This window comes from Streptomyces sp. NPDC058685, assembly GCF_042714725.1.
GTDB lineage: Bacteria > Actinomycetota > Actinomycetes > Streptomycetales > Streptomycetaceae > Streptomyces.
In genome coordinates, this window is sequence record NZ_JBHXSL010000005.1 from 139,107 (window position 1) to 158,325 (window position 19,219).

The window sequence follows — 19,219 nt, forward strand, 5'->3', positions numbered from 1 at the left end:
AATCGGTTTGAGTGCCGGACGGGGTACCACCGTGGACGCCTACGGCTTCCGCAACCTCGGCAACCAGCACTGACGCACCCACTGCGCGGCCACCCGTCGAGACCATGGACACCTCGATGCCCGGCTAATTTCGTTGAGCCCGCACCCTGCCATCGTGTTGGCTGGCGGCAGCGGACTGTCAGTACCGCAGGTGTCCATTTGGCTGGAGCAGGGAGTTGAACGTGCAGGACATTGTTGTCGACCCGGTCGCCCACAATCGGGCCGCCTGGGACAAGTGTGTCCAAGAGGGCAACGAGTGGTCGAGGCCGGTGAGTACTGAGGATGTCGAGCGCGCCCGCATGGGCGACTGGTCGATTGTTCTCATCGGGCATGAGCCGGTCGACCGCTCCTGGCTGCCGACGGACCTGACCGGCAAGGACGTGTTGTGCCTGGCCTCCGGTGGTGGCCAGCAGGGTCCGATCCTCGCCGCCGCGGGGGCGCGGGTCACCGTGTTCGACAACTCACCCCGCCAACTCGGCCAGGACCAGATGGTGGCGGCGCGCGACGGACTCGAGCTGCGCACCGTCCTCGGTGACATGCGCGACCTCAGCGCCTTCGGCGACGCGGCGTTCGACGTCGTGTTCCATCCGGTCTCCAACCTGTTCGTACCCGACGTGGCACCGGTGTGGCGTGAGTGCTTCCGCGTCCTGCGACCGGGCGGAACTCTGCTCGTGGGCTGCCTCAACCCTGATGCGTACTTGTTCGACCACGAGGCACTCGACGAGCGCGGCGAACTGATCGTCGTGCACAAGCTGCCCTACAGCGATGTCACGCAGTACTCCGCCGAGGAACGTGCCGCGAAGTTCGGCGCAGATTCCCCTCTTGAATACAGCCACACCCTCACCGACCAGATCGGCGGGCAACTCGCCGCGGGGTTCGTCCTCACCGGCTTCACGGAAGCGCCGCACCAATCCAACGCATCCGCTCCGTACATGTCGCACTACTTCGCGACGCGGGCGGTCAAGCCGGGCTGACCCAGCCGTGGGTCGAGGCCGACGGCCGCACCAGCCCGGGGAGCCCGGGATGACGATCAGTGCTCCTGGCGACCAGCATCGCTCCCCCGGTGGCGGTGAGGCGTCCGCGGCATGGATCCATGCACGAAACGGGCGGACGCTCCGGTGGCCGGCCCTGACGACTCGGGCACCAGGGCCCGCCTCCTCAGCCGGAGTGAAGGGTCCGGAAGCGATCGGATGCCGCCGGGTCGCGGTCAACGACCTGGATCGGCGCATCGGCCCATTGCCACACGCTGATGCCCGGCATGCGGGAGAACGTGATGTGCCCGCGGGTGCCTTCGACTGCGACACGCCGCCAGGATGTGGCAGTCCTCGCCCGGTCCGCCCCGTGACAACGCAGCATTTCGGCGAGGACGGTGATCGAGTCGTAGCCCTCGAAGGCCACGAAAGAGGGGCTTTCGGCAAGCCGCTCACGAAGCTCTGTCTCCACTCGTGAACCGAGGGGGCCGAGGCGCTCGGGCAGGTAGCGCAGGAACGGGATTGCGGTGCTGTCGTCGCCCAGCAACGTCGCGAACTCGCCGAACTCCGGCTGACCGGCCGGAGCACCCATCACGATTCCGGTGAGGCGTCGGTCGCGGCGAACGGACTTGACGATCGACACCGCGGGCTCGGGATACCCGACCAGAAGAAGGAGGGCGGTCGTGCGGTTGTCCACGAGTTCGTCGCACATGGCTGTTGGGGTGAGCGCACTCATATCGAGCTCGACGACGCTGCCGCCTCGTGCAGCGAGGTGATCCCGCAGAATGCGGGCCCCGGATGCCCAGTAGACACTCGGCTCGGCCGCGACGGCGATGCGGCTGTGGCCCGTGCCGAGAAGAAAGTCCGCGTAGATCTGCCAGCCCTGGGACTGCGCCGGAGCAAGGCGCGCGACCCATTCCGTCGGATGCTCGGTGAGCGCGTCGAGAACGGCCGACGAGCAGAGGAACGGCAACCCGAGCGCGTCGGCCCTGGCAGCTGCGGCGCGAGCGACGACGCTGTGATACTCCCCCGCCACCGCAGCTACGCCGACACGAGCCAACTCCTCCACGGCCGCCGCGGCCCGCTGCGGATCAGCCGCGGTATCCCGTACCACCAGCTCGAGCGGTCTTCCGGCGATACCGCCGGCGCCATTGACATCGCGGGCGGCCAACTCGAGCCCGGCGAGCAGGTGTCGGCCTGCTTCGACCCAGCCAGGCCGAGACAGCGGAACGAGTGCGCCGATCCGGACCGACGAACCCTCAGTCCGTCCCACCCCGGGCGGCGATGACGGCGAATCCATGCGTAGCGTCTCCTGTCCGACGAACAGTCTGCGGTCTGCCCGGATCCCGGAATGACAAGGGCCGGTGGTACGAGGTCGTTTCGCCGTGGCAGGCGCCCCGATCACGATGCCGGACATGGCAACACCACTGTGGCCGCGAGGCAACTCAATATTCGTCTCCGGTGGAACTGCGGACGGCACCGGGGCCCGGGCGGGCTCCGCGTCCGATCCGCAATGCGCCTTTTGACGCACCCGCGCGACTCATTCCCACGGACCCACGGACCCACGGACGTGAACGTCGTCGCCGCCACCGTCGCGGCAGGAGACACCCAGCCCGTCATGGTGACGGCCTGGTGCCGATCACGGTTCCTGACGGGTCGTTTCGGCACGCAGCGGACCCAGGCGGTGCAGCCCCTTGCGGTCGTAGTAGAGCGTCATGGCGAACCCGAAGACCAGGGCGAGAGCGACGCCGATCGCGATCATGCCCCACCCTCGCATCAGCCCGGCATCAGCCCGGGCGTCGAAGTAGAGGATGGCCCGCACGCCGTCGCTCAGCTGCCGCATCGGTTCGAACAGCGCCAGGAAGCGATAGAAGTCGGGAACGGCTTGGAGGGGAATCGTCGCCCCCGAGGACGGCAGGGCCAGGGCAATGAACACGAACATGGACACCACTTGGCCGATCCCGCCGAACGCCGCGTTGATGGCCTGGACCCCCAGGCCCACCGCAAGGCTCGCGCAGAAGGAGAAGATCCACAGCAGCGGCAGGTGCGATGCGTCCATGCCCAGGATGCCGATCGCGGCGATCATCAGCAGGCTGATGGTGATCGCGGTGACTCCCGCCGTCATGACCATCTTCAGCAGAAGCGTCTGCGTGCGGCTGATCGGCACCGTCGGGTGCCGGGAGTGCCAGGGCCCGATTTCGTTGTCGGTGTATCCGAGGCCCGCGTCGACGCCGCTGTTGATGATGTTGCCGCCTACGAAAGCGATGAGCACCAGGAGCAGGGTGTAGTAGAAGGCGGTCAGGCCGAGGCCGCTGTGCTTGCCGATGGGGTGGCCCACCTGAGTGGTGATGGTGACCGGGTCGCCCAGGAGCGCCCGGGTCGTGGCGTTGGTCCCCTGGGCGGGAGCCTGGGCCGTCAGCTGTCGGCCGATCTCCACGGATGCCTGGTGAGCCGCGTTCTGCGCGATTCGGGTGGCCAGGGCGGAACCGAGGCTGCCCAGCCCGGGGTTGGTCAGGACGGTGAGGGCGGGCCGTGTCGTGGCCCGGGGAGTTGTCAGCGCCGTCACCGAGGTGGTGAAGTCGGCGGGGATGACCAGGGCGCCGTAGATCTTTCCCGACGCCATCTGATCCTGCATCTGCGCTCGGCTGAGGTGCCGCCACCTCACGGTGTCTGCTGGAGTCTTGGCGACGATCGACCGGCTCACCTGGGTGCCCACGGTCTGGTGTTGTCCTGGCTGCGTCGGGCCCTGATCCGTGTTGACCAGCGCGATCGGCAGTTGGCGCAGGTTCCCGTTCGGATCGAGGATGCCGCCCATGTAGAGCAGCGTCAGGCATACGGCCACCAGCGCACACAAGACGGTCGGCACCAGCCAGAGTTTGCCGTGACGCGCTACAGCAGAGGCACGTGCGAGCGACGGCTGCTCCCCGGAACCGGCTGAGGTCATGACACTCCATCAGGGACGCGGTCCTGCGCTGTCCGGACCTGGCTGCGGCGGTGTTGGCTGTGACGCCGGGGGCCGTACGCGCAGTGTCCGGGCAGTCATCCTCGGGGAGTGCGCGAGCACCGGCCGACCCTCAAGCGACGATAAGCCCTGTCATCACGGCATCCCTCCACGACACGACCGCGGACCCGAGGGCGGTGCGTGACCGCCGCGGCAGGTCGGGCGGTGTCGCGCGAAGCGGCGGTTCGGTCCAGAAACGATCTTCACCACGTCTGCCCGGCGGCCACGGAACGCCCGGGCAAGGCCCGCGCGGTCGCTGTGGCCGGCAACGCTCGGGATGAGGGGAAGTGGCTCTTCCCCCGGCCGAGGCGGCCACTCCCCCGGCGCGCGAGGGGCGGTCCGCGCGCTCTCCGCACGTCCCGATGACCCTGGCTTGCAATTTTAAATTTAGGGTCTAATGTGGATGACACGACCGAATCGGACAGCACCGCAGATCCGGACACCGGTCGCAGGCCACCGAAACGATCAACCGGTCGCCGTCGACATCCCCACGCTGGCCTTCGCACGGCGACACCGAACAACTTGGGAGATTCACCATGTCCGAAATCCTTCCGCCGCACTCCCGGCGGACCTTCCTTTCCACCTCGGCCGCCGCGACGGCGGCAGCGGCCGTCGCGGGATCCTTCAGCCTGTTTCCCGCGCAGCCGGCCGCCGCGGCCGAGACGGGAGCCGGCAAGGGTGCGGCAGCGGGCGGGGGCATCCGTCCCTTCCGCGTCCATTTCCCTGAGAGGGACCTGGTCGACCTCCGCCGGCGCATCGTGTCCACGCGCTGGCCCGAGCACGAGAGCGTCGCGGATCACTCACAGGGTGTGCCGCGCGCGACGATGCAGGAGCTCGCTCGCTACTGGGCGTCGGAATACGACTGGCGCAAGGTCGAAAAAAGGCTCAATGCCCTGCCGCAGTTCGTCACCGAGATCGACGGGCTGGACATTCACTTCATCCACGTCCGCTCCCGGCACAAGAACGCTCTGCCGCTCATCGTCACCCACGGATGGCCCGGCTCGGTCATCGAGCAGCTGAAGATCATCGACCCGCTCACCAACCCCACCGCCCACGGCGGCAAGGCATCAGACGCCTTCGACGTGGTGATCCCGTCGCTGCCCGGCTACGGGTTCTCCGACAAGCCGGCCGCAACCGGCTGGGGCCCCGACCGCATCGCCCGTGCATGGACAGAGCTGATGAAGCGCCTGGGCTACACGAAGTACGCGGCGCAGGGCGGCGACTGGGGCGCGCTCATCGTCGATCGCATGGCTGTGTTGAAACCCGCGGGCCTGGTCGGCATCCACACCAACCTGCCCGGCGTGGTTCCGCCCGACATCTCCAAGGCGCTCGCGATCGGCAGCCCGGTGCCCCTCGATCTCTCGGCGGACGAGACGCACGCGTACGAGCAGCTGCAGTTCACCTACAAGCACCTCGCCTACGCCCGCATCATGGGGTCGCGCCCGCAGACGCTGACTGGGCTGACCGACTCGCCCATCGGTCTGGCGGCCTTCCTGCTCGACCACGACGGGCGCAGCCTGGAAATGATCTCCCGGGTCTTCGACGGACACCGCGAAGGCCTGACACGGGACGACGTCCTCGACAACATCACGCTCTACTGGCTGACGAACACGGCGGTCTCTGCCGCTCGCCTGTACTGGGAGAACAAGTACAGCCTCATCCCCAACGGCGTCACCATCCCGGCTGCCGTGAGCGCCTTCCCGGACGAGAACTTCCAGGCCCCCAAGAGCTGGGCACAGAAGGCCTATCCCAACCTCATCCACTACAACAAGCTCGACAAGGGCGGGCACTTCGCGGCCTGGGAGCAGCCGAAGGTCTTCACGGAAGAGCTTCGTACGGGATTCCGGCCCCTTCGCTAGCCATACGTGGGGGCGAGGGCGGACCCATGCCTTCGCCCGCACCATCTCCCACGCACATCCACAGCGGAGTGATCGCCGCTCCCCTCCACGAAAGGCACAACCCTCATGTTCGGCAAGATCGGTGCACCCGAGATCCTGATCATCCTCGTCGTCTTTCTCCTGATCTTCGGCGCCCGGCGCCTCCCCGACATGGCGCGCTCGCTCGGCCAGTCCATGCGCATCCTCAAGAGCGAGACCAAGGCCATGCGCACCAGCGACGTCGAGGACGAGACCACCGTCCCAGTCGCCTCTTCCTCACACGCCGACTCCGCATTCCGGGTCGACTCCGCAGGCCAGGAGGCACCCCCGCACGACCCCAACGCCATGCCCGGGCCGCAGGAGACCCCTGCAACGGCCCACGCCCAGGAAACCGTCGGCACACGCTGACTCCGGACGGCACCCGCAGGAGAGGAACGAGGTCTGCTCATGCTGTCAGCCACATCCCTGGCCCCCGAGGGGCACATGCCCCTTACCGCCCACCTCCGCGAACTGCGGAACCGTCTGGTGAAGGCGATCAGCGCGGTCACCGTCACCACCGTTGTCGCGGGGCTGTTCTACCAGCAGCTGATCGACGTCGTCATCGCGCCCCTGCCGGGCTGCAACCCCCTCGAACGGAGCAGCCCGGCGGGATCCGGACGCTGCGGCGTCATCGCCACCAACGGTCTTCTCTCGCCCGTCACCCTGGCCTTGAAGGTGTCGCTGACCGTCGGCCTCATCGGCTCGAGTCCCGTCTGGCTCTATCAGCTCTGGGCCTTTCTCGCCCCGGGCCTGCGCAGCGGTGAGAAGAAATACACCCTCGTCTTCCTCGCCACCGGCATCCCCCTCTTCCTGGCCGGAGCGGCATTCGCATACGCCGTACTGCCCACGACGGCACAGTTGCTGATCTCCCTCACCCCCGACCAGGCAACCAACATCCTGCCCATCGACGACTTCCTCGACCTCGCCACCCGCCTCGTCGTGGTCTTCGGAGTGTCCTTCGAACTCCCCCTGCTCCTCGTCATGCTCAACCTGGCCGGCGTTCTCAGCGCCCGCCGCATGGCCGGGTGGTGGCGGCACATGATCATCGGCGTCACCGCATTCGCCGCCGTCGCCACCCCCAGCGGCGACCCTCTGACCCTGCTCGCGCTAGCCGGCCCCATCACCGTCCTGTATCTGGCCGCCTGCGGCATCGCCTGGCTCAACGACCGCCGCCGCAACCGCAGGACCGCGGCAGGCACCGGCCTCGGACCCGACGAGCCCTCGCCCCTTCCCGCCCTCCACGAGTCGCACCACAGCAGCTGACAACCACTACTCGTGAACCGCACTGCCCAGGAAGCCACATGTTCTTCGACATAGGCCCGCTCGAGTTGCTCACCACCTTCGTGATCGCCGTCGTCGCCCTCGGCCCGGACAAACTCCCGAAGGCAATCTCCGACGCATCCGCCCTCATACGCAAGTTCAGAGCTCTTTCCAACAGCGCACGGAACGAGATCCGCCAGGAACTCGGTCCCGACTTCGCCGATCTCCAACTCCGCGACCTGCACCCGCGAGCACTGGCGCACAGTGCGCTCATCACGGCCGAGGACGAGACGGGCCCGCGCGAACTCACGGCATCACCCGCCCATGACGAGTCAGTCGGCGACGGGGACCGTCCCGAGCCCGCCCGCGCCCATGGCACACCGACACTCACCGAACAGTCGCGTGCCTGATCCCGGTTCTACCCCGATCCGGCAGGACTGAGGGCGTCCTGCTTCGCCGGCGGCCCCCGCAGAGGGCGCACGCGAAGTCGCCCCCGCCCCGGGCAGGTGGCACCACTTCCACCGGCCCTGCCCGAACCACAGAACGCTCACAGCAAAGGAAGAAGAACGATGGACATCAAGGGATCAGTCGCCCTGGTCACGGGGGCCAACCGTGGCATCGGCCGTGCATTCGCCCGAGCACTGATGGAACACGGCGCGACCAAGGTCTACGCGGGCGTCCGTGACCCGGCAACCGTCGTCGATCAGGACCTCACTCCCCTGCGCCTGGATGTGACCAAGCCCGAGGAGGTCGCCGAGGCCGCCGCCGCCGCGGGCGACGTCAGCATCGTGATCAACAACGCGGGAATCGGCGGCACAGGCACCACCCTCCTGGAGGGCAGCTTCAAGGACGCGCGCCGGGCGATGGACGTCAACTACTTCGGAACCTGGGCTGTTTCGCGGGCGTTCGCCCCCATCCTCGCCCGAAACGGCGGAGGCGCACTGGTCAACATGCTGTCACTGGCCTCCTGGGCCGGACGGCCACTGTTCACCGGCTATGCCGCCTCCAAGGCAGCTCAATGGTCCCTGACGGACGCATTGCGGCAGGGCCTGCGCGATCAGGGTACGGCAGTGATCGGGGTGCACTCCGGCTTCGTGGACACGGACCTCAGTGCCTGGACGGACGAACCGAAGATCAGCGCGGCCGACGTGGCCGAGCAGACCATCCACGCCCTGGCCAACGGCTGGATCGAAGTCCTCGCCGACGAAGAGACCAGGCGGGTCAAAGCCGCCCTCTCGCAGCCTCTCGATTCCGCACCTCGCACCTGAAGCGTCGCCCGGACGGCACAGGGCGGTCGGCACGTAGACGGCAGGGCTCTCTGTGGGTCCGTAGCACGGAAGGAAGAAGGACCGATGGACAGTTCTGCACACGCGATGGTGGCCGACGCCCCCGCGGCCGCCCGCATGGCCGGCGCGGCGGTCGCCTTGCTCGATGCGAAGGGCACGGTGGTCGGCTGGACACAAGCCGCCCAACGGCTGGTCGGACATGCGTCCGCGGACGTGGTGGGCCGCTCCGCCGCCTTCCTGCTGGCTGACGGCGAGGACCGGGCGAAGGCATCGGCGTTCTCCCAGCAGAGCGGTGCCTCCTCCGGCTGGTCCGGCTTCACCACGATCCGTCACCGCGACGGTGGCAGCATCGACGTACGCCTGTGGGTGCAGTCGTTGTCCGGGAAGGACGGCCGGGCGCGGTGGGTCGTGTCAGCGGCCGAGGCGGCCGCGCTGTCCTCATGGGCGACCGGCGGATCAGGGGTGGTGTCGCTCCCGGGAGCGACGCACCTGCCGAGCCACCCGCCGGTCGGTGTCGTGATCCGCGACACGGATCTGCTCTGCACATGGGCGAACGACGCCCAGGGCGCCCGGGACCGCATCACGCTCGAGCAGCGGCTCGGGCGCACGCCGACCCAGGCCGCGCCGGGCCGACAGGCCGAAACGCTCGAAGCACTGATGCGCCAGGTGCTGGACAGCGGTGTTCCGACGGTCAATGTGGAGTTCCGGACCTTCGCTCCGGCACATGTGCGCCAGGAGTCCACGCTCTTGGCCTCCTTCTTCCGTCTCGACGATGCGCAGGGCCGTGCGCTGGGCGTGTGCGTCGTGATCGCGGATGTCACCGACACCCGACGGGCGCGCGAGCGCCTGGCTCTTCTGGGCGAGGCCGGCAAGCGGATCGGCAACACCCTGGATGTCATGCGGACGGCGCAGGAACTGGCCGACCTCGCCGTGCCGTTGCTGGCCGACTACGCCACCGTCGACCTCCTGGAGTCCGTCTCGCTCGGCGAGGAGCCGCCGGTACGCCTGGGCTCGCAGGGCGGAGCGGTCCCCGCGTTCCACCGGGCGGGCCTGGCCTCGATTCATGCGGGTACTCCCGAGGCCCTGTTCGCGCGGGGCGAGCCGGTACTCGTCCCTCCGGCGTCGCCCGTGGCCGGTGTTCTGCGCTCCGGGAAGTCCTCCTTCGTTCTGGACTCCTCCCTGGACACCTGGCTGGGCCGGCACGACGCGGCACGGGCGGAAAGGGCCCGCGACCACGGAATGCACTCGTTGATGATCGTCCCCATCCGGGCGCGAGGCGCCGTGCTCGGGGTGGCCGTGTTCGTGCGCACGGACGCTCGTGTGCCGTTCGACCAGGACGACCTCCTGCTCGCCGAGGAACTCGTCGGCTGGGCCGCGCTGTCCATGGACAACGCCCGCCGGTATGCACGAGAGCGCTCCGCAGCCCTGGCCCTGCAGCGCCATCTGCTTCCCCACCACCCCACAGGGGGCTCCGCAGCCGACGTGGCCTGGCGTTACCTGCCGGCCGACAGTCACCATGGCGTCGGAGGCGACTGGTTCGACGTCATACCCCTGTCCGGCGCCCGCATCGGCCTGGTCGTCGGCGACGTAGCCGGACACGGCATCAAAGCGGCGGCCACCATGGGCCAACTCCGCGCCGCGGTACGCACTCTTGCCGACATGGACCTGCCTCCCGACGAACTGCTCTCCCGCCTCGACGACCAGGTCATACGTCTCGCCGAGGCCGATGCCGACCCCTTCGACCCGGCGGCCGCGACGATCGCCGCCACCTGTCTGTACGCCGTGTACGACCCGGTCACCCGGCGGTGCACCATCGCTCGGGCCGGCCACCCACCACCCGCAGTCATCGACCCGCACGGCGAGGTCACCTTCCCCGATCTGCCCACGGGGGCCCCGCTCGGTGTCGGCTTGGTCCCGTTCGAGTCCGTCACCCTGGAACTGTCCGAGGGCAGCGTGCTCGCCCTTTACACCGACGGCCTGATCGAGGCCCGCGACCACGACATCGACGCCGGCATGAATCACCTCGCAGATGCCCTGGCTGGGTCCTCCGGCCTGCCGCTGGACGAGCTCACCTCGTCCGCGGTGGAGCGTCTGTCGACCCACGGCGACGACATCACCCTGCTCCTCGCACGCACCCGCGCGCTCGGCCCGGACCAGGTCGCCTCCTGGGAGTTCCCTGCCGACCCCTCCCTGGTCAGCAGCGCCCGGGCCCTGGCCCGCGCCCGGTTGAAGGAGTGGGGGCTGGAGCACCTGATCGCGTCCACCGAACTGATCGTCAGCGAACTCGTCACCAATGCCGTCCGGCACGCCTCCGGTCCGATCCGGCTGCGCCTTATCCGACACCGGACCCTGACCTGCGAAGTGCATGACACCAGCGTCACCTCCCCGCGCCTGCGTCGCGCCCTGGCCACCGACGAGAGCGGCCGCGGCCTCCTCCTCGTCGATCAACTGGCCCGCAGGTGGGGCACCCGCCACACACCCGCCGGGAAACTCACATGGGCCGAACAGGACCTCGGCCTCTGAGACCGACCACGTTCGATCCCCCCGGGCAGGTGATGACAGCCGCCTTCGCACCTGCCCCGCCGGTGCCGCCCCTGCGGAACAGCTCGGGCTGCAGAGGCGCACCCGCGGTCGACCCATCGATCGACGAGGCCCCGTCCGGTGCACGCCCACCGAGTCCCCGGCATCGAAACGAAAGGAAGCAGCACATGCCGAACACCCAGAAGGCCAAGAGGCGAGTCAGGGCCGAAGACACCATCGCTTCGGCGCGGCATGCCCGGTTCGGGTCCCTGCCCGCACGCGTCCGGCCGGAGGACACGACGGAAGTGGTCCCCCTCCCGGCATGGTCCCCGTCGTAGGACCGCCAGGGCGCGCGGGCATGCGTCGGTGCGTCGGGCGCACAGGACCCGTCAGCGCGGTCAGGTCTTGTCGGCCATGTCCTCGAGCATGACGACGTCCGTGGCGGGCACTTCGTGGCCGTCGTCATCGAGGAACCCGACATGTGCGGGCCCGTTCGTGGAGCGCACCCGCCGGAGTGCGGAGGGGCCCGAGGGACGCGGTCGGTGACGGTCGCCCCACTGCTGGAGCGCGGCAAGCACCACCCGCAGGTCGTTTCCCGCCGCCGTCAGGTGGTAGCTCTGCCGCGGCCTGCTGCCGGGTTCCTGGTAGGTCCGGGTGTCCAGTACCCCGGCCTCGAGCAGCAGCTTGAGGCGAGCGCTGAGCAGGTTGGACGCGATGCCGAGGGACGACTGGATCTCGGCGAACTTGTGTTTGCCCGCGAAGACCTCTCGCAGTACGAGCAGGGACCAGCGCTCGCCGAGAATCTGCAAGCTCCGCTCGATGGAGCAGGCCGGCTCGTCAGCCGCGAGATCGGACAACTGCTTTCCGGACACTCCCCACCTCCATGTCATGTGGGGCTCCGCGTATCCCCAGCTGCTGGGCTGCCGTATCCGACAGTGTACCGGCTGAGTTTTCTCTTGCAAGTCAGAACCGAAGCGGATCGACCTCCCGCGGCGCCTCCGGCACGGGCACACAGTGGCGACACGCTCGATCGTCTGACTTGCATTTTTAAAGTCAGCATCTAGCATGGATGGCATGACCGAATCAGCAGCAACCGTGCGCATCATCGAGGAAACACCCGCGTACTGGCGGGTCCTGTTCGACAACCCGCCCCTCAACGTCGTCGACCACACGGTGTTCGAAGGGCTCCAGGACCTGCTCACGAGAATGGACAACAGCCCGAGCCTTCGCGTCGTCGTGTTCGAGAGCGCGAACCTCGACTTCTACCTCGCCCACTTCGACATGTCCGGCGCATCGGCGAGCATCGCCAAGGCCGCCGGGCCCTCCGGCACAGCCATCCCGACGGACACGTTCGTCCGCCTGACCAAGTCCCCCGTCGTGAGCATCGCGAAGATCCGCGGCCGTGTCCGCGGCGTGGGGAGCGAATTCATTCTCGCCTGCGACATGCGCTTCGCCTCCCGCGAGAACGCCGTCCTCGGTCAACCCGAGGTCGGCGCGGGGGTAATCCCCGGGGGCGGAGCCACGGAGCGCCTTCCCCTGCTCACCGGCCGCGGTCGCGCCCTGGAGATCATCCTCGGCGCCGACGACTTCGACGGCGACACCGCCGAACGCTACGGCTGGATCAACCGGTCCCTTCCGGACGGCGACCTGGACGAATTCGTCGATACGCTCGCACGCCGCCTCGCCTCCTTCGACCGTCGCCCGATCGAAAGCGCGAAGAACCTCGTCAATCAGGTCTCCCTGCCCCCGATCGACAGGCTTCTGGACGGCCGCGACGCCTTCGCGGATGCCCTCACCTGGCCCGAAACCCGGCAGCGCGTCGCCGCCCTGTTCGCAGGCGGGTTGCAGCAGGAAGGCGACCTGGAGAACCGTTTCGGCGCTCACCTCGCCGATCTGCTCGACGATCAGGCATGACTGTCAACCCGACTCGTCACCCGCACGCCGAGGCTCTGGTCTCGCGACTGTCGGATATCGCGCTCCCGGGTAGCCGGGGCCGGGCACCTTCCGCCGGCAACCCGGTGAAGTCCTGCACTCGGGCTGAGGCGCCCGAACCGCATCAGGTCCGTCAATGAGCCGTCTCCGCGAGGATTGCCTCGACCCTTGCGCGGATCTCGTCCGTCGCGAGGCCGCGGATGGTCAGCGTCGTACGACGGCGCAGCACGTCATCGGCTGTCTCCGCCCATTCGTGGTCGCGTGCGTAGACGACCTGCGCCCAGATCTCGGGGGCGTCGGGGTGGATACGTTCAGCGAGGGCAGGGTCCCGCTGCGCGAGGCAGGCGATCTCGTAGGCAAGCGTCCCGTAGTGGGTCGCCAGGTGCCGGGCAGTGTCGGCGGCCATCTGGGGGCCCTGTGCCGTGTTGTCGGTGAGCAGTCCGCGGGTCACGGCCCGCGGATTGGCGATACCCGGCAGCGGCAGTCCCTTCGGGAGCCGGGAGACCGGCTCATACCCCTCACCCAGCGGGTGGCCGGGCAGCGACTCCAGCTTCTGCAACACGGTGCGGCCGATGTGGCGGAAGGTGGTCCACTTGCCGCCGGCCACCGACAGCATGCCGCCGCTTCCCTCGGTGACCACCGTCTCGCGCTTGGCCTTGGAGGTGTCGCCGGGGCCGCCGGGCAGCACCCGCAGACCGGCGAAGGAGTAGGTGATCAGATCGCGGGACAGCTGCTGGTCACGGATGGAGAACGCGGCCTCCTCCAGGATCTGCCCGATGTCGTTGTCGTTGACCGCGACGTCCGCCGGGTCGCCCACGTACTCCTCGTCGGTCGTGCCGAGAAGCAGCATGTCCTCCCACGGGAGGGCGAAGGTGATGCGGTACTTGTCGATGGGGGTCGCCAGCGCCGCCCTCCACAGCGAGGTGCGCTTCAACACCAGGTGCGCGCCCTTGGAGAGCCGTATGGACGGAGTCGCGTTCGGGTTCTCCATCCTGCGCAGGTGGTCCACCCACGGTCCGGTGGCATTGAGGACCAGCCGTGCATCGACACCGAACTCGGCACCGCTGATTCGGTCCTTGAGCTCCGCGCCGGTGACCCGGCCTCCGGTGAAGCGCAGCCCTTGCAGTTCGGCGTGGTTGAGCACGGTGGCACCCGACTCGACAGCGGCGCGGACCGTCATCAGGGCCATGCGCGAGTCGTTCATCTGGTCGTCGCCGTACACCGCGACGGTCTGGAGGTTCTCCGTGCGCAGTTCCGGCACGGCGTGGACCGCCTTCTCCGGGCTCAGCAGGTGGCCGACGCCGTCACCGAAGGCGGAGAGCGCGGAGTACGCGAACACTCCCGCCCCCAGCTTCGCCGCGCCGTGCGGTCCGCCCTTGTAGACCGGCAGATAGAAGGTGAGCGGGTTGGCCAGGTGGGGGGCCACCTGGCGGGAGACCGCACGGCGCTCGAAGTGGTTCTCCGCCACCAGCTTCACCGCGCCGGTCTGCAGGTAGCGCAGACCGCCGTGGAGGAGCTTGGAGGAGGCGGAGGAGGTGGCGCCGGCGAAGTCGCCGGCGTCCACCAGAGCCACCCGCAGCCCGGATTGCGCGGCATGCCAGGCGGTCGAGATGCCCAGAATGCCGCCGCCGATCACCAGGAGGTCGTACATCGCCATGGACAGCCGCTCGCGCGTCTCGTCGCGGCTCAGCCGTGTGCTGGTCATGGGGGTCGTCATGAGGTCTGCACCTTGCCTTGATGGGTCGGCCTGATCAGGCAGCCGCAGGGAGAACGCACGAAGCGTGCGGTGTCACCCGCACGCCTGCGACCCCTCGTTCCTTGTCCGTCCCCATGCGGGTGAGGGCAAGGGGCCGCCTGCGTGTGCGTCGGTCACGGCGTGCTCCTGCGAGGTCGTACGACGCCTCAGGTGAACGCGAGCTGGTAGATACCCGCTGCGAGTGCGCCGCCTGCCAGTGGTCCGAGGACGGGGATCCAGGCGTAGCTCCAGTCCGATCCGCCCTTGTTGGGGAGCGGCAGCAGAGCGTGCACGATGCGGGGGCCCAGGTCACGGGCCGGGTTGATGGCATAGCCGGTCGGGCCACCGAGCGAGAGACCGATACTGACAACGACGAAGGCGACGATCAGCCCGCCGAGAATGCTCAGGCCTTTGCCGCTGTCGTTGAGGCCCTGGGTCAGGACGGCGAGCACCAGCACGGTCGTGCCGATGATCTCGGTCGCCAGGTTCTGCCACACCACACGGACCTCGGGACCGGTGGAGAACACACCCAGAACCGGGCCGGCCTTGGGCGCTGCCTTCTGGTCGACCAGCCCTTCCACCTCTGGTTGGGCCGCGAGAATCTCCCGATCGGTGAGGTGGGCGTGGAACTGGCCGTAGTAGGCGATCCAGACGAGTACGGCACCGATCATGGCGCCCGCTATCTGACCCGCGAAGTAGACCCAGATGTTGCTCCAGTCATCGTTCGCGATCGCGATACCGAGCGTGACCGCCGGATTGAGGTGCGCGCCGGAGAGCGAGCCGACCATGTAGACCGCGGTCATGACCGCGAACCCCCACCCGAAGGTGATAGCCACCCAGCCGGCGTTCTGTGCCTTCGAGCGCTTGAGTACGACAGCGGCGACCACGCCGCCACCGAGCAGGATGAGTACGGCGGTGCCTATGAGCTCGCCGACGAAGATATCGGAGCTGGACACACTGGCTCCCTCTCGCCCTCGCCCGGGCCGACCGGGAGTCAGGGCATCTGATCGACCGGACGTCACACAGATAACCGACCCGCAAGGCGATGTGTGTGCTCGGTCTGGGCTGCATCCGCCTGGTATGGCCGCGGTAGCACGTGCGGGCCCGCTGCCGCCGGGCTCGTTCCTACCTCTATGGGACGCCCGCCCGGCGGCAGCGGCAACCTGCGGATGCACATGACAGTGCCTCGGCGGTGACCTGCCGATACGGCCGGGGGCGCGCAGCACGCGTCATGCTTGCGTCATCGAGTCCCCTGCCTGCGGTTTTGTCCCAGAGGTGAATCCGGCAGGTCGCAGCGCCCTGGATCGGGCGGGCCACGAGCCGCTCCCCACGGGCATCACGACGGCGCTTCGTCCGGGCAGTCGGACTGCGCGGTCCGTCCGAGGGGAACGTTGCATGGCTCGGTCCCCGGCGCACGGCGCGGCGTGCGGGATCCCGAGGGCCGTGGTTCTACTCTCGCCGCATGGCTGACATGTTCGATCACGCGCCGCAGGTATGGACCGTCGGGCGCCTGCGTGAGGTCCTCGCTGACGTTCCTGACGAGACACCGATCCACATCGGCGTAGCCGACGCGCCGGGTGATTTCGAGGACTATGGCGACTACGTCTTGGTCAACGCGGAGCCCGTGGAGCTTGACGCCACGGACGCCGAGCCGCAGGTACAGTTCACGCTCTTCGCGGACGCCCAGGCCGGCGCCTACTACCCGGCGCCCGACTGACCGGCACTCGCGGGCCGCTGTGCCCCTGCCTCGGGCGGCCTGTGGGTTCTGCGCGGGCGCGGTCTGCGAGTCACCCCCCGCTGATCCCCCCTCGCGGGCAGGCGCCGGAAGCCTGTCATAGCGAGCAGTCGCGTTGCCTGAGGGAAGCGGTCGCCGCCCGGAGAACGGGGCGCTCGGCCGCTGCGCATGACCGTGGTCGTGGTCGTGGGCTGTCCGGGCGCATCAGGTGTTCGGCCCGTCCCGAACGCCGGTTGGGCCTCAGTCGTCGGCGATCTGGAGAGCCAGAGCAAAGTGCTCACCGTCGGTCCCGGCGAGCAGACTGTCGAACAGCGGGGTGAGTCCGTTCACCGCACCCCCCTCGACATCGTGGTTGGTCCACCAACTGGCCTCCGATCCGAGCGTGGACACCACCTGCTCTGCCGCGCGCTCGGCTGATTCGCGGGGCAGGTGCTGATGGCTCGGCCAGAGCAGGTCGACGGCCGCGACCCGAGCCAAGAACGAGGCGGCCCCGTGCGTCTCCATCGGTTCCAGAGAGGCACAGATCTCAGGAACGGACGGCGCGGTGTACCCGGGCAGGAGGCGCTGCCAGGCTTCATCCGCCGCGACCGCACACAGCAGCGTGCGGATCCGGGCCGCCAGCTCCGGCAGGTCGGGATCCGGCTCGGAGAACCGCCCCGCCGCTACGTACACCCGCGTCGGCGTGGACAGCTCTGCCATGCAGGCTTCCAACTCGGCCAGGACTCCGATGGACTTCACCACGTGATTCTGTCGTACGCCGCCATCGGCCACCGACGACGCTCAGTCACAGCAGCTGTGACCTGCCCTGTCCGGACGGGCCATGCCCGGACCGGCTGGGTGCCGCCTGCCTGAGGCGGGTCATTCGGCGCCGGCACACAGGGCGCGGTCCACGAGCCCGCGGACGGCCCGTTCGGCCGCGAGCCGCTGCTCGTCGCCGCCGGTGCCGTTGGCGACGACCACGATCGAGCGGCGCCGGCCCACGGTGAGGCTGGTAGCCACCGTGAAGCCCTCGAGGTCCCCTCCGTGGCCCCAGGTGTCGCCGCCGCAGGTCAGCGGCTGCTGCATCAGCCCCAGTCCCTACCGCAGGCCGGGGAACCCACTTCGAAGCCCTCGCCGAAAGACACGGTCCTGTGCATCTCCGCGAGTTGGGCGGGAGGCAGCAGGCGCCCGCCGAGCAGTGCCGTGAAGCACCGGTCCACGTCACCTCCGGCGCTGACGAGGGCAGCGCACGCACACGCACCCGCACCCGCACCCGCACCCGCGCCCGCGCCCGCGCCCGCGCCCGCAGAGGAGACGTCCCGGCCGTGGTGTCGGTCCAGCTGACCGAGCCCGCGAACCCCGGCTCGACCCTGGCGGGTGCCACACGGCCCGATCCTTCAGTCGCACGGTGTGACAGGCGTCACGACGATGAGAAAACCTGCCGTGCGTGCCGGGCGTCTAGCAGGTGTGAGATCAGTCAGGAAGGTATCGGGCGAGTTGGATGAGGAGCGTCTCGTCCGGTTGGTCGCCAAGGGCGACCGTGCCGCGTTCGAAGAGCTGTACCGGCGCACCGCGCCGTGGATGGCGGTGCGGCTGCGCCGCCGTTGCGCGGACGAGCAGATCGTCGCCGAGGTGATGCAGGAGACGTATCTCGCGGTGTGGCGGGCGGCGGGCACGTTCGCCGGGACGGTGGCCGGCGGGACGGCAGTCGGGTGGCTCTGGACGATCGCGGCACGCCGCCTCGTCGACGCCTTCCGGCGCAGGGCTCACCACGCGGACCCGCCGCCTGCGGCGGCGTCACAACCGCTGGCGCCCGCCGCGGAGGAGGAGGCGCTCGCGGCGACCGTCGGCGGTGACGTCGGAGACGCATTGCGGCGCCTCGCGCCGGAACTCAGACAAGTACTGCAGGCCATGGTGCTCGACGGGCTGTCCGTCCGGGAGACAGCGGTCCTGCTCGGACTGCCCGAGGGGACGGTCAAGACCCGTGCCCGCCGGGCCCGGATCGCGATGCGGGAGGCGCTGTCATGAGTGAGGAACACGCGTCGATGCGGATCATCGACCGTTATGCGCGCGGCGACACGGACATCGCCGCCGACGAATTGTGGGCCCTGGAGGCACATCTGGAGACGTGCGGGCCGTGCCGTGACCGCCTGTCGGCCGCTGTCATGGCCGAGGGCCCCGCTGTCGCGGCGCTCATCGACACGGTGTGGTCCGACCTCGAACCTCACCTCGCCGCCGCGGTTCCGCGCCAACGGCGCCTGCCGGCACGGCTGTCGAGGTGGGTGACACCCGCGATGGTGCCGTGGCTTGCCATGACCGTCAGCGTGACGCTCATCGCGCTCCTGCTCGACGTGGTCGGCACCGGCCCCGGCGACGTGTCGTTCGTGCTGCTGCTCGCCCCGGTCCTGCCGGTACTCGGCGTCGCGGCGTCGTGGTCGCACGGTCTCGACCCGGCGTACGAACTCACGGCCTCGGTCCCCAGGGCCGGGCTCCATCTGGTGCTGCGCCGAACCGCGTCCGTGCTCGCCGTCGTCGTCCCCGCCCTGCTGTTGAGTGGATGGGCGACAGGGGTGATGGCCGCGCAATGGCTGCTGCCCTGCCTGGCCTTCACCTCCGCGACCCTGGCACTCGGCGGCGTCATCGGCGTGACCCGGGCCGCCATGGGGCTCGTGGGTGTGTGGGCGGCCGTGATCCTTGCGCCGACCCTGGCCGCCAGCCGAACCTCCGTTGCCCTGCAGACAGCCGGTCTGCCCGTATGGGCACTGATCCTCGCGCTCGGCATCGGGGTCGTAGTCGCCCGCAGGGGCGCCTACTCCGCACTGGGAGCCCATCGTTGACCATCGGA

At 69.0% G+C, this 19,219-nt stretch carries 18 protein-coding genes; 11 read left to right on the forward strand and 7 right to left on the reverse strand.

The window, feature by feature from the left end; all coding sequences use genetic code 11:
• The first annotated feature begins 221 nt into the window (after positions 1 to 221).
• Positions 222 to 1,013 carry a class I SAM-dependent methyltransferase gene (locus ACFWU3_RS06510; RefSeq protein ID WP_384432062.1) on the forward strand — a complete coding sequence of 264 codons (792 nt, stop codon included), beginning with the start codon at positions 222 to 224 and terminating at the stop codon, positions 1,011 to 1,013.
• A 184-nt stretch (positions 1,014 to 1,197) separates the two neighbouring features.
• Here ACFWU3_RS06510 and ACFWU3_RS06515 read toward each other — a convergent pair whose 3' ends face one another.
• Together ACFWU3_RS06515 and ACFWU3_RS06520 are read right to left on the reverse strand one after the other, a co-directional pair.
• On the reverse strand, positions 1,198 to 2,310 hold the full coding sequence (locus ACFWU3_RS06515) for an ABC transporter substrate-binding protein (protein WP_384432065.1): 1,113 nt from the start codon (positions 2,308 to 2,310) through the stop codon (positions 1,198 to 1,200).
• A 339-nt stretch (positions 2,311 to 2,649) separates the two neighbouring features.
• Positions 2,650 to 3,954 carry a DUF3533 domain-containing protein gene (locus ACFWU3_RS06520; protein ID WP_384432068.1) on the reverse strand — a complete coding sequence of 435 codons (1,305 nt, stop codon included), beginning with the start codon at positions 3,952 to 3,954 and terminating at the stop codon, positions 2,650 to 2,652.
• A gap of 593 nt (positions 3,955 to 4,547) precedes the next feature.
• Here ACFWU3_RS06520 and ACFWU3_RS06525 point away from each other — a divergent pair.
• From ACFWU3_RS06525 to ACFWU3_RS06550, 6 genes are all read left to right on the forward strand, one after another.
• On the forward strand, positions 4,548 to 5,870 hold the full coding sequence (locus ACFWU3_RS06525; RefSeq protein WP_384432071.1) for an epoxide hydrolase family protein: 1,323 nt from the start codon (positions 4,548 to 4,550) through the stop codon (positions 5,868 to 5,870).
• A gap of 105 nt (positions 5,871 to 5,975) precedes the next feature.
• Entirely contained in the window at positions 5,976 to 6,296 is a 321-nt protein-coding gene (gene tatA / locus ACFWU3_RS06530) for a Sec-independent protein translocase subunit TatA (RefSeq protein ID WP_384432074.1), read from the forward strand.
• 39 nt (positions 6,297 to 6,335) lie between these two features.
• Positions 6,336 to 7,190: a twin-arginine translocase subunit TatC gene (tatC, locus tag ACFWU3_RS06535; protein ID WP_384432077.1), complete on the forward strand. Its 855-nt coding sequence runs from the start codon at positions 6,336 to 6,338 to the stop codon at positions 7,188 to 7,190.
• 38 nt (positions 7,191 to 7,228) lie between these two features.
• Positions 7,229 to 7,597, forward strand: a complete 369-nt coding sequence (locus ACFWU3_RS06540; RefSeq protein ID WP_384432080.1) for a Sec-independent protein translocase TatB — start codon at positions 7,229 to 7,231, stop codon at positions 7,595 to 7,597.
• Positions 7,598 to 7,756: 159 nt separating this feature from the next.
• Positions 7,757 to 8,455, forward strand: a complete 699-nt coding sequence (locus tag ACFWU3_RS06545) for an SDR family oxidoreductase (RefSeq protein ID WP_384432083.1) — start codon at positions 7,757 to 7,759, stop codon at positions 8,453 to 8,455.
• Positions 8,456 to 8,539: 84 nt separating this feature from the next.
• Positions 8,540 to 10,996 carry a SpoIIE family protein phosphatase gene (locus ACFWU3_RS06550; protein WP_384432086.1) on the forward strand — a complete coding sequence of 819 codons (2,457 nt, stop codon included), beginning with the start codon at positions 8,540 to 8,542 and terminating at the stop codon, positions 10,994 to 10,996.
• Between the two features lie 395 nt (positions 10,997 to 11,391).
• On the opposite strand, the gene ACFWU3_RS06555 is transcribed toward ACFWU3_RS06550, so the two are convergent.
• Positions 11,392 to 11,865: a winged helix-turn-helix transcriptional regulator gene (locus tag ACFWU3_RS06555; protein WP_384432089.1), complete on the reverse strand. Its 474-nt coding sequence runs from the start codon at positions 11,863 to 11,865 to the stop codon at positions 11,392 to 11,394.
• A 202-nt stretch (positions 11,866 to 12,067) separates the two neighbouring features.
• On the opposite strand from ACFWU3_RS06555, the gene ACFWU3_RS06560 reads away from it, so the two are divergent.
• Positions 12,068 to 12,907, forward strand: coding sequence for an enoyl-CoA hydratase/isomerase family protein (locus tag ACFWU3_RS06560; RefSeq protein WP_384432092.1), 840 nt, complete (start codon positions 12,068 to 12,070; stop codon positions 12,905 to 12,907).
• A gap of 151 nt (positions 12,908 to 13,058) precedes the next feature.
• On the opposite strand, the gene ACFWU3_RS06565 is transcribed toward ACFWU3_RS06560, so the two are convergent.
• Together ACFWU3_RS06565 and ACFWU3_RS06570 are read right to left on the reverse strand one after the other, a co-directional pair.
• A complete protein-coding gene (locus ACFWU3_RS06565; protein ID WP_384432095.1) occupies positions 13,059 to 14,642 on the reverse strand; it encodes an FAD-dependent oxidoreductase in 1,584 nt (527 codons plus the stop codon).
• Positions 14,643 to 14,827: 185 nt separating this feature from the next.
• Positions 14,828 to 15,616, reverse strand: coding sequence for an MIP/aquaporin family protein (locus tag ACFWU3_RS06570; protein WP_384432098.1), 789 nt, complete (start codon positions 15,614 to 15,616; stop codon positions 14,828 to 14,830).
• 506 nt (positions 15,617 to 16,122) lie between these two features.
• On the opposite strand from ACFWU3_RS06570, the gene ACFWU3_RS06575 reads away from it, so the two are divergent.
• On the forward strand, positions 16,123 to 16,377 hold the full coding sequence (locus ACFWU3_RS06575) for a DUF6225 family protein (protein ID WP_384432101.1): 255 nt from the start codon (positions 16,123 to 16,125) through the stop codon (positions 16,375 to 16,377).
• 258 nt (positions 16,378 to 16,635) lie between these two features.
• On the opposite strand, the gene ACFWU3_RS06580 is transcribed toward ACFWU3_RS06575, so the two are convergent.
• Positions 16,636 to 17,133 (reverse strand): hypothetical protein, encoded by a 498-nt coding sequence (locus ACFWU3_RS06580; RefSeq protein WP_384432103.1) that lies wholly within the window; start codon positions 17,131 to 17,133, stop codon positions 16,636 to 16,638.
• 120 nt (positions 17,134 to 17,253) lie between these two features.
• The gene (locus ACFWU3_RS06585) at positions 17,254 to 17,460 is read right to left on the reverse strand and encodes a hypothetical protein (RefSeq protein ID WP_384432106.1); all 207 of its coding nucleotides are present in this window, start codon (positions 17,458 to 17,460) and stop codon (positions 17,254 to 17,256) included.
• A 411-nt stretch (positions 17,461 to 17,871) separates the two neighbouring features.
• Between ACFWU3_RS06585 and ACFWU3_RS06590 the strand changes: the two genes are divergently transcribed.
• Together ACFWU3_RS06590 and ACFWU3_RS06595 are read left to right on the forward strand one after the other, a co-directional pair.
• Positions 17,872 to 18,402 (forward strand): RNA polymerase sigma factor, encoded by a 531-nt coding sequence (locus ACFWU3_RS06590; protein ID WP_384432109.1) that lies wholly within the window; start codon positions 17,872 to 17,874, stop codon positions 18,400 to 18,402.
• Positions 18,399 to 19,211, forward strand: coding sequence for a zf-HC2 domain-containing protein (locus ACFWU3_RS06595; RefSeq protein WP_384432112.1), 813 nt, complete (start codon positions 18,399 to 18,401; stop codon positions 19,209 to 19,211). Before ACFWU3_RS06590 ends, ACFWU3_RS06595 begins: the two co-directional genes overlap by 4 nt.
• Positions 19,212 to 19,219 lie beyond the last annotated feature (8 nt).

Coding starts and splice junctions, on each gene's coding strand:
- ACFWU3_RS06520 (WP_384432068.1), bottom strand. CDS start 3,954: ATGACCTCAGCCGGTTCCGGGGAGCAGCCGTCGCTCGCACGTGCCTCT.
- ACFWU3_RS06565 (WP_384432095.1), bottom strand. CDS start 14,642: ATGACGACCCCCATGACCAGCACACGGCTGAGCCGCGACGAGACGCGC.
- ACFWU3_RS06560 (WP_384432092.1), top strand. CDS start 12,068: ATGACCGAATCAGCAGCAACCGTGCGCATCATCGAGGAAACACCCGCG.
- ACFWU3_RS06575 (WP_384432101.1), top strand. CDS start 16,123: ATGGCTGACATGTTCGATCACGCGCCGCAGGTATGGACCGTCGGGCGC.
- ACFWU3_RS06525 (WP_384432071.1), top strand. CDS start 4,548: ATGTCCGAAATCCTTCCGCCGCACTCCCGGCGGACCTTCCTTTCCACC.
- ACFWU3_RS06515 (WP_384432065.1), bottom strand. CDS start 2,310: ATGGATTCGCCGTCATCGCCGCCCGGGGTGGGACGGACTGAGGGTTCG.
- tatC (WP_384432077.1), top strand. CDS start 6,336: ATGCTGTCAGCCACATCCCTGGCCCCCGAGGGGCACATGCCCCTTACC.
- ACFWU3_RS06540 (WP_384432080.1), top strand. CDS start 7,229: ATGTTCTTCGACATAGGCCCGCTCGAGTTGCTCACCACCTTCGTGATC.
- tatA (WP_384432074.1), top strand. CDS start 5,976: ATGTTCGGCAAGATCGGTGCACCCGAGATCCTGATCATCCTCGTCGTC.
- ACFWU3_RS06585 (WP_384432106.1), bottom strand. CDS start 17,460: ATGCAGCAGCCGCTGACCTGCGGCGGCGACACCTGGGGCCACGGAGGG.
- ACFWU3_RS06550 (WP_384432086.1), top strand. CDS start 8,540: ATGGACAGTTCTGCACACGCGATGGTGGCCGACGCCCCCGCGGCCGCC.
- ACFWU3_RS06595 (WP_384432112.1), top strand. CDS start 18,399: ATGAGTGAGGAACACGCGTCGATGCGGATCATCGACCGTTATGCGCGC.
- ACFWU3_RS06545 (WP_384432083.1), top strand. CDS start 7,757: ATGGACATCAAGGGATCAGTCGCCCTGGTCACGGGGGCCAACCGTGGC.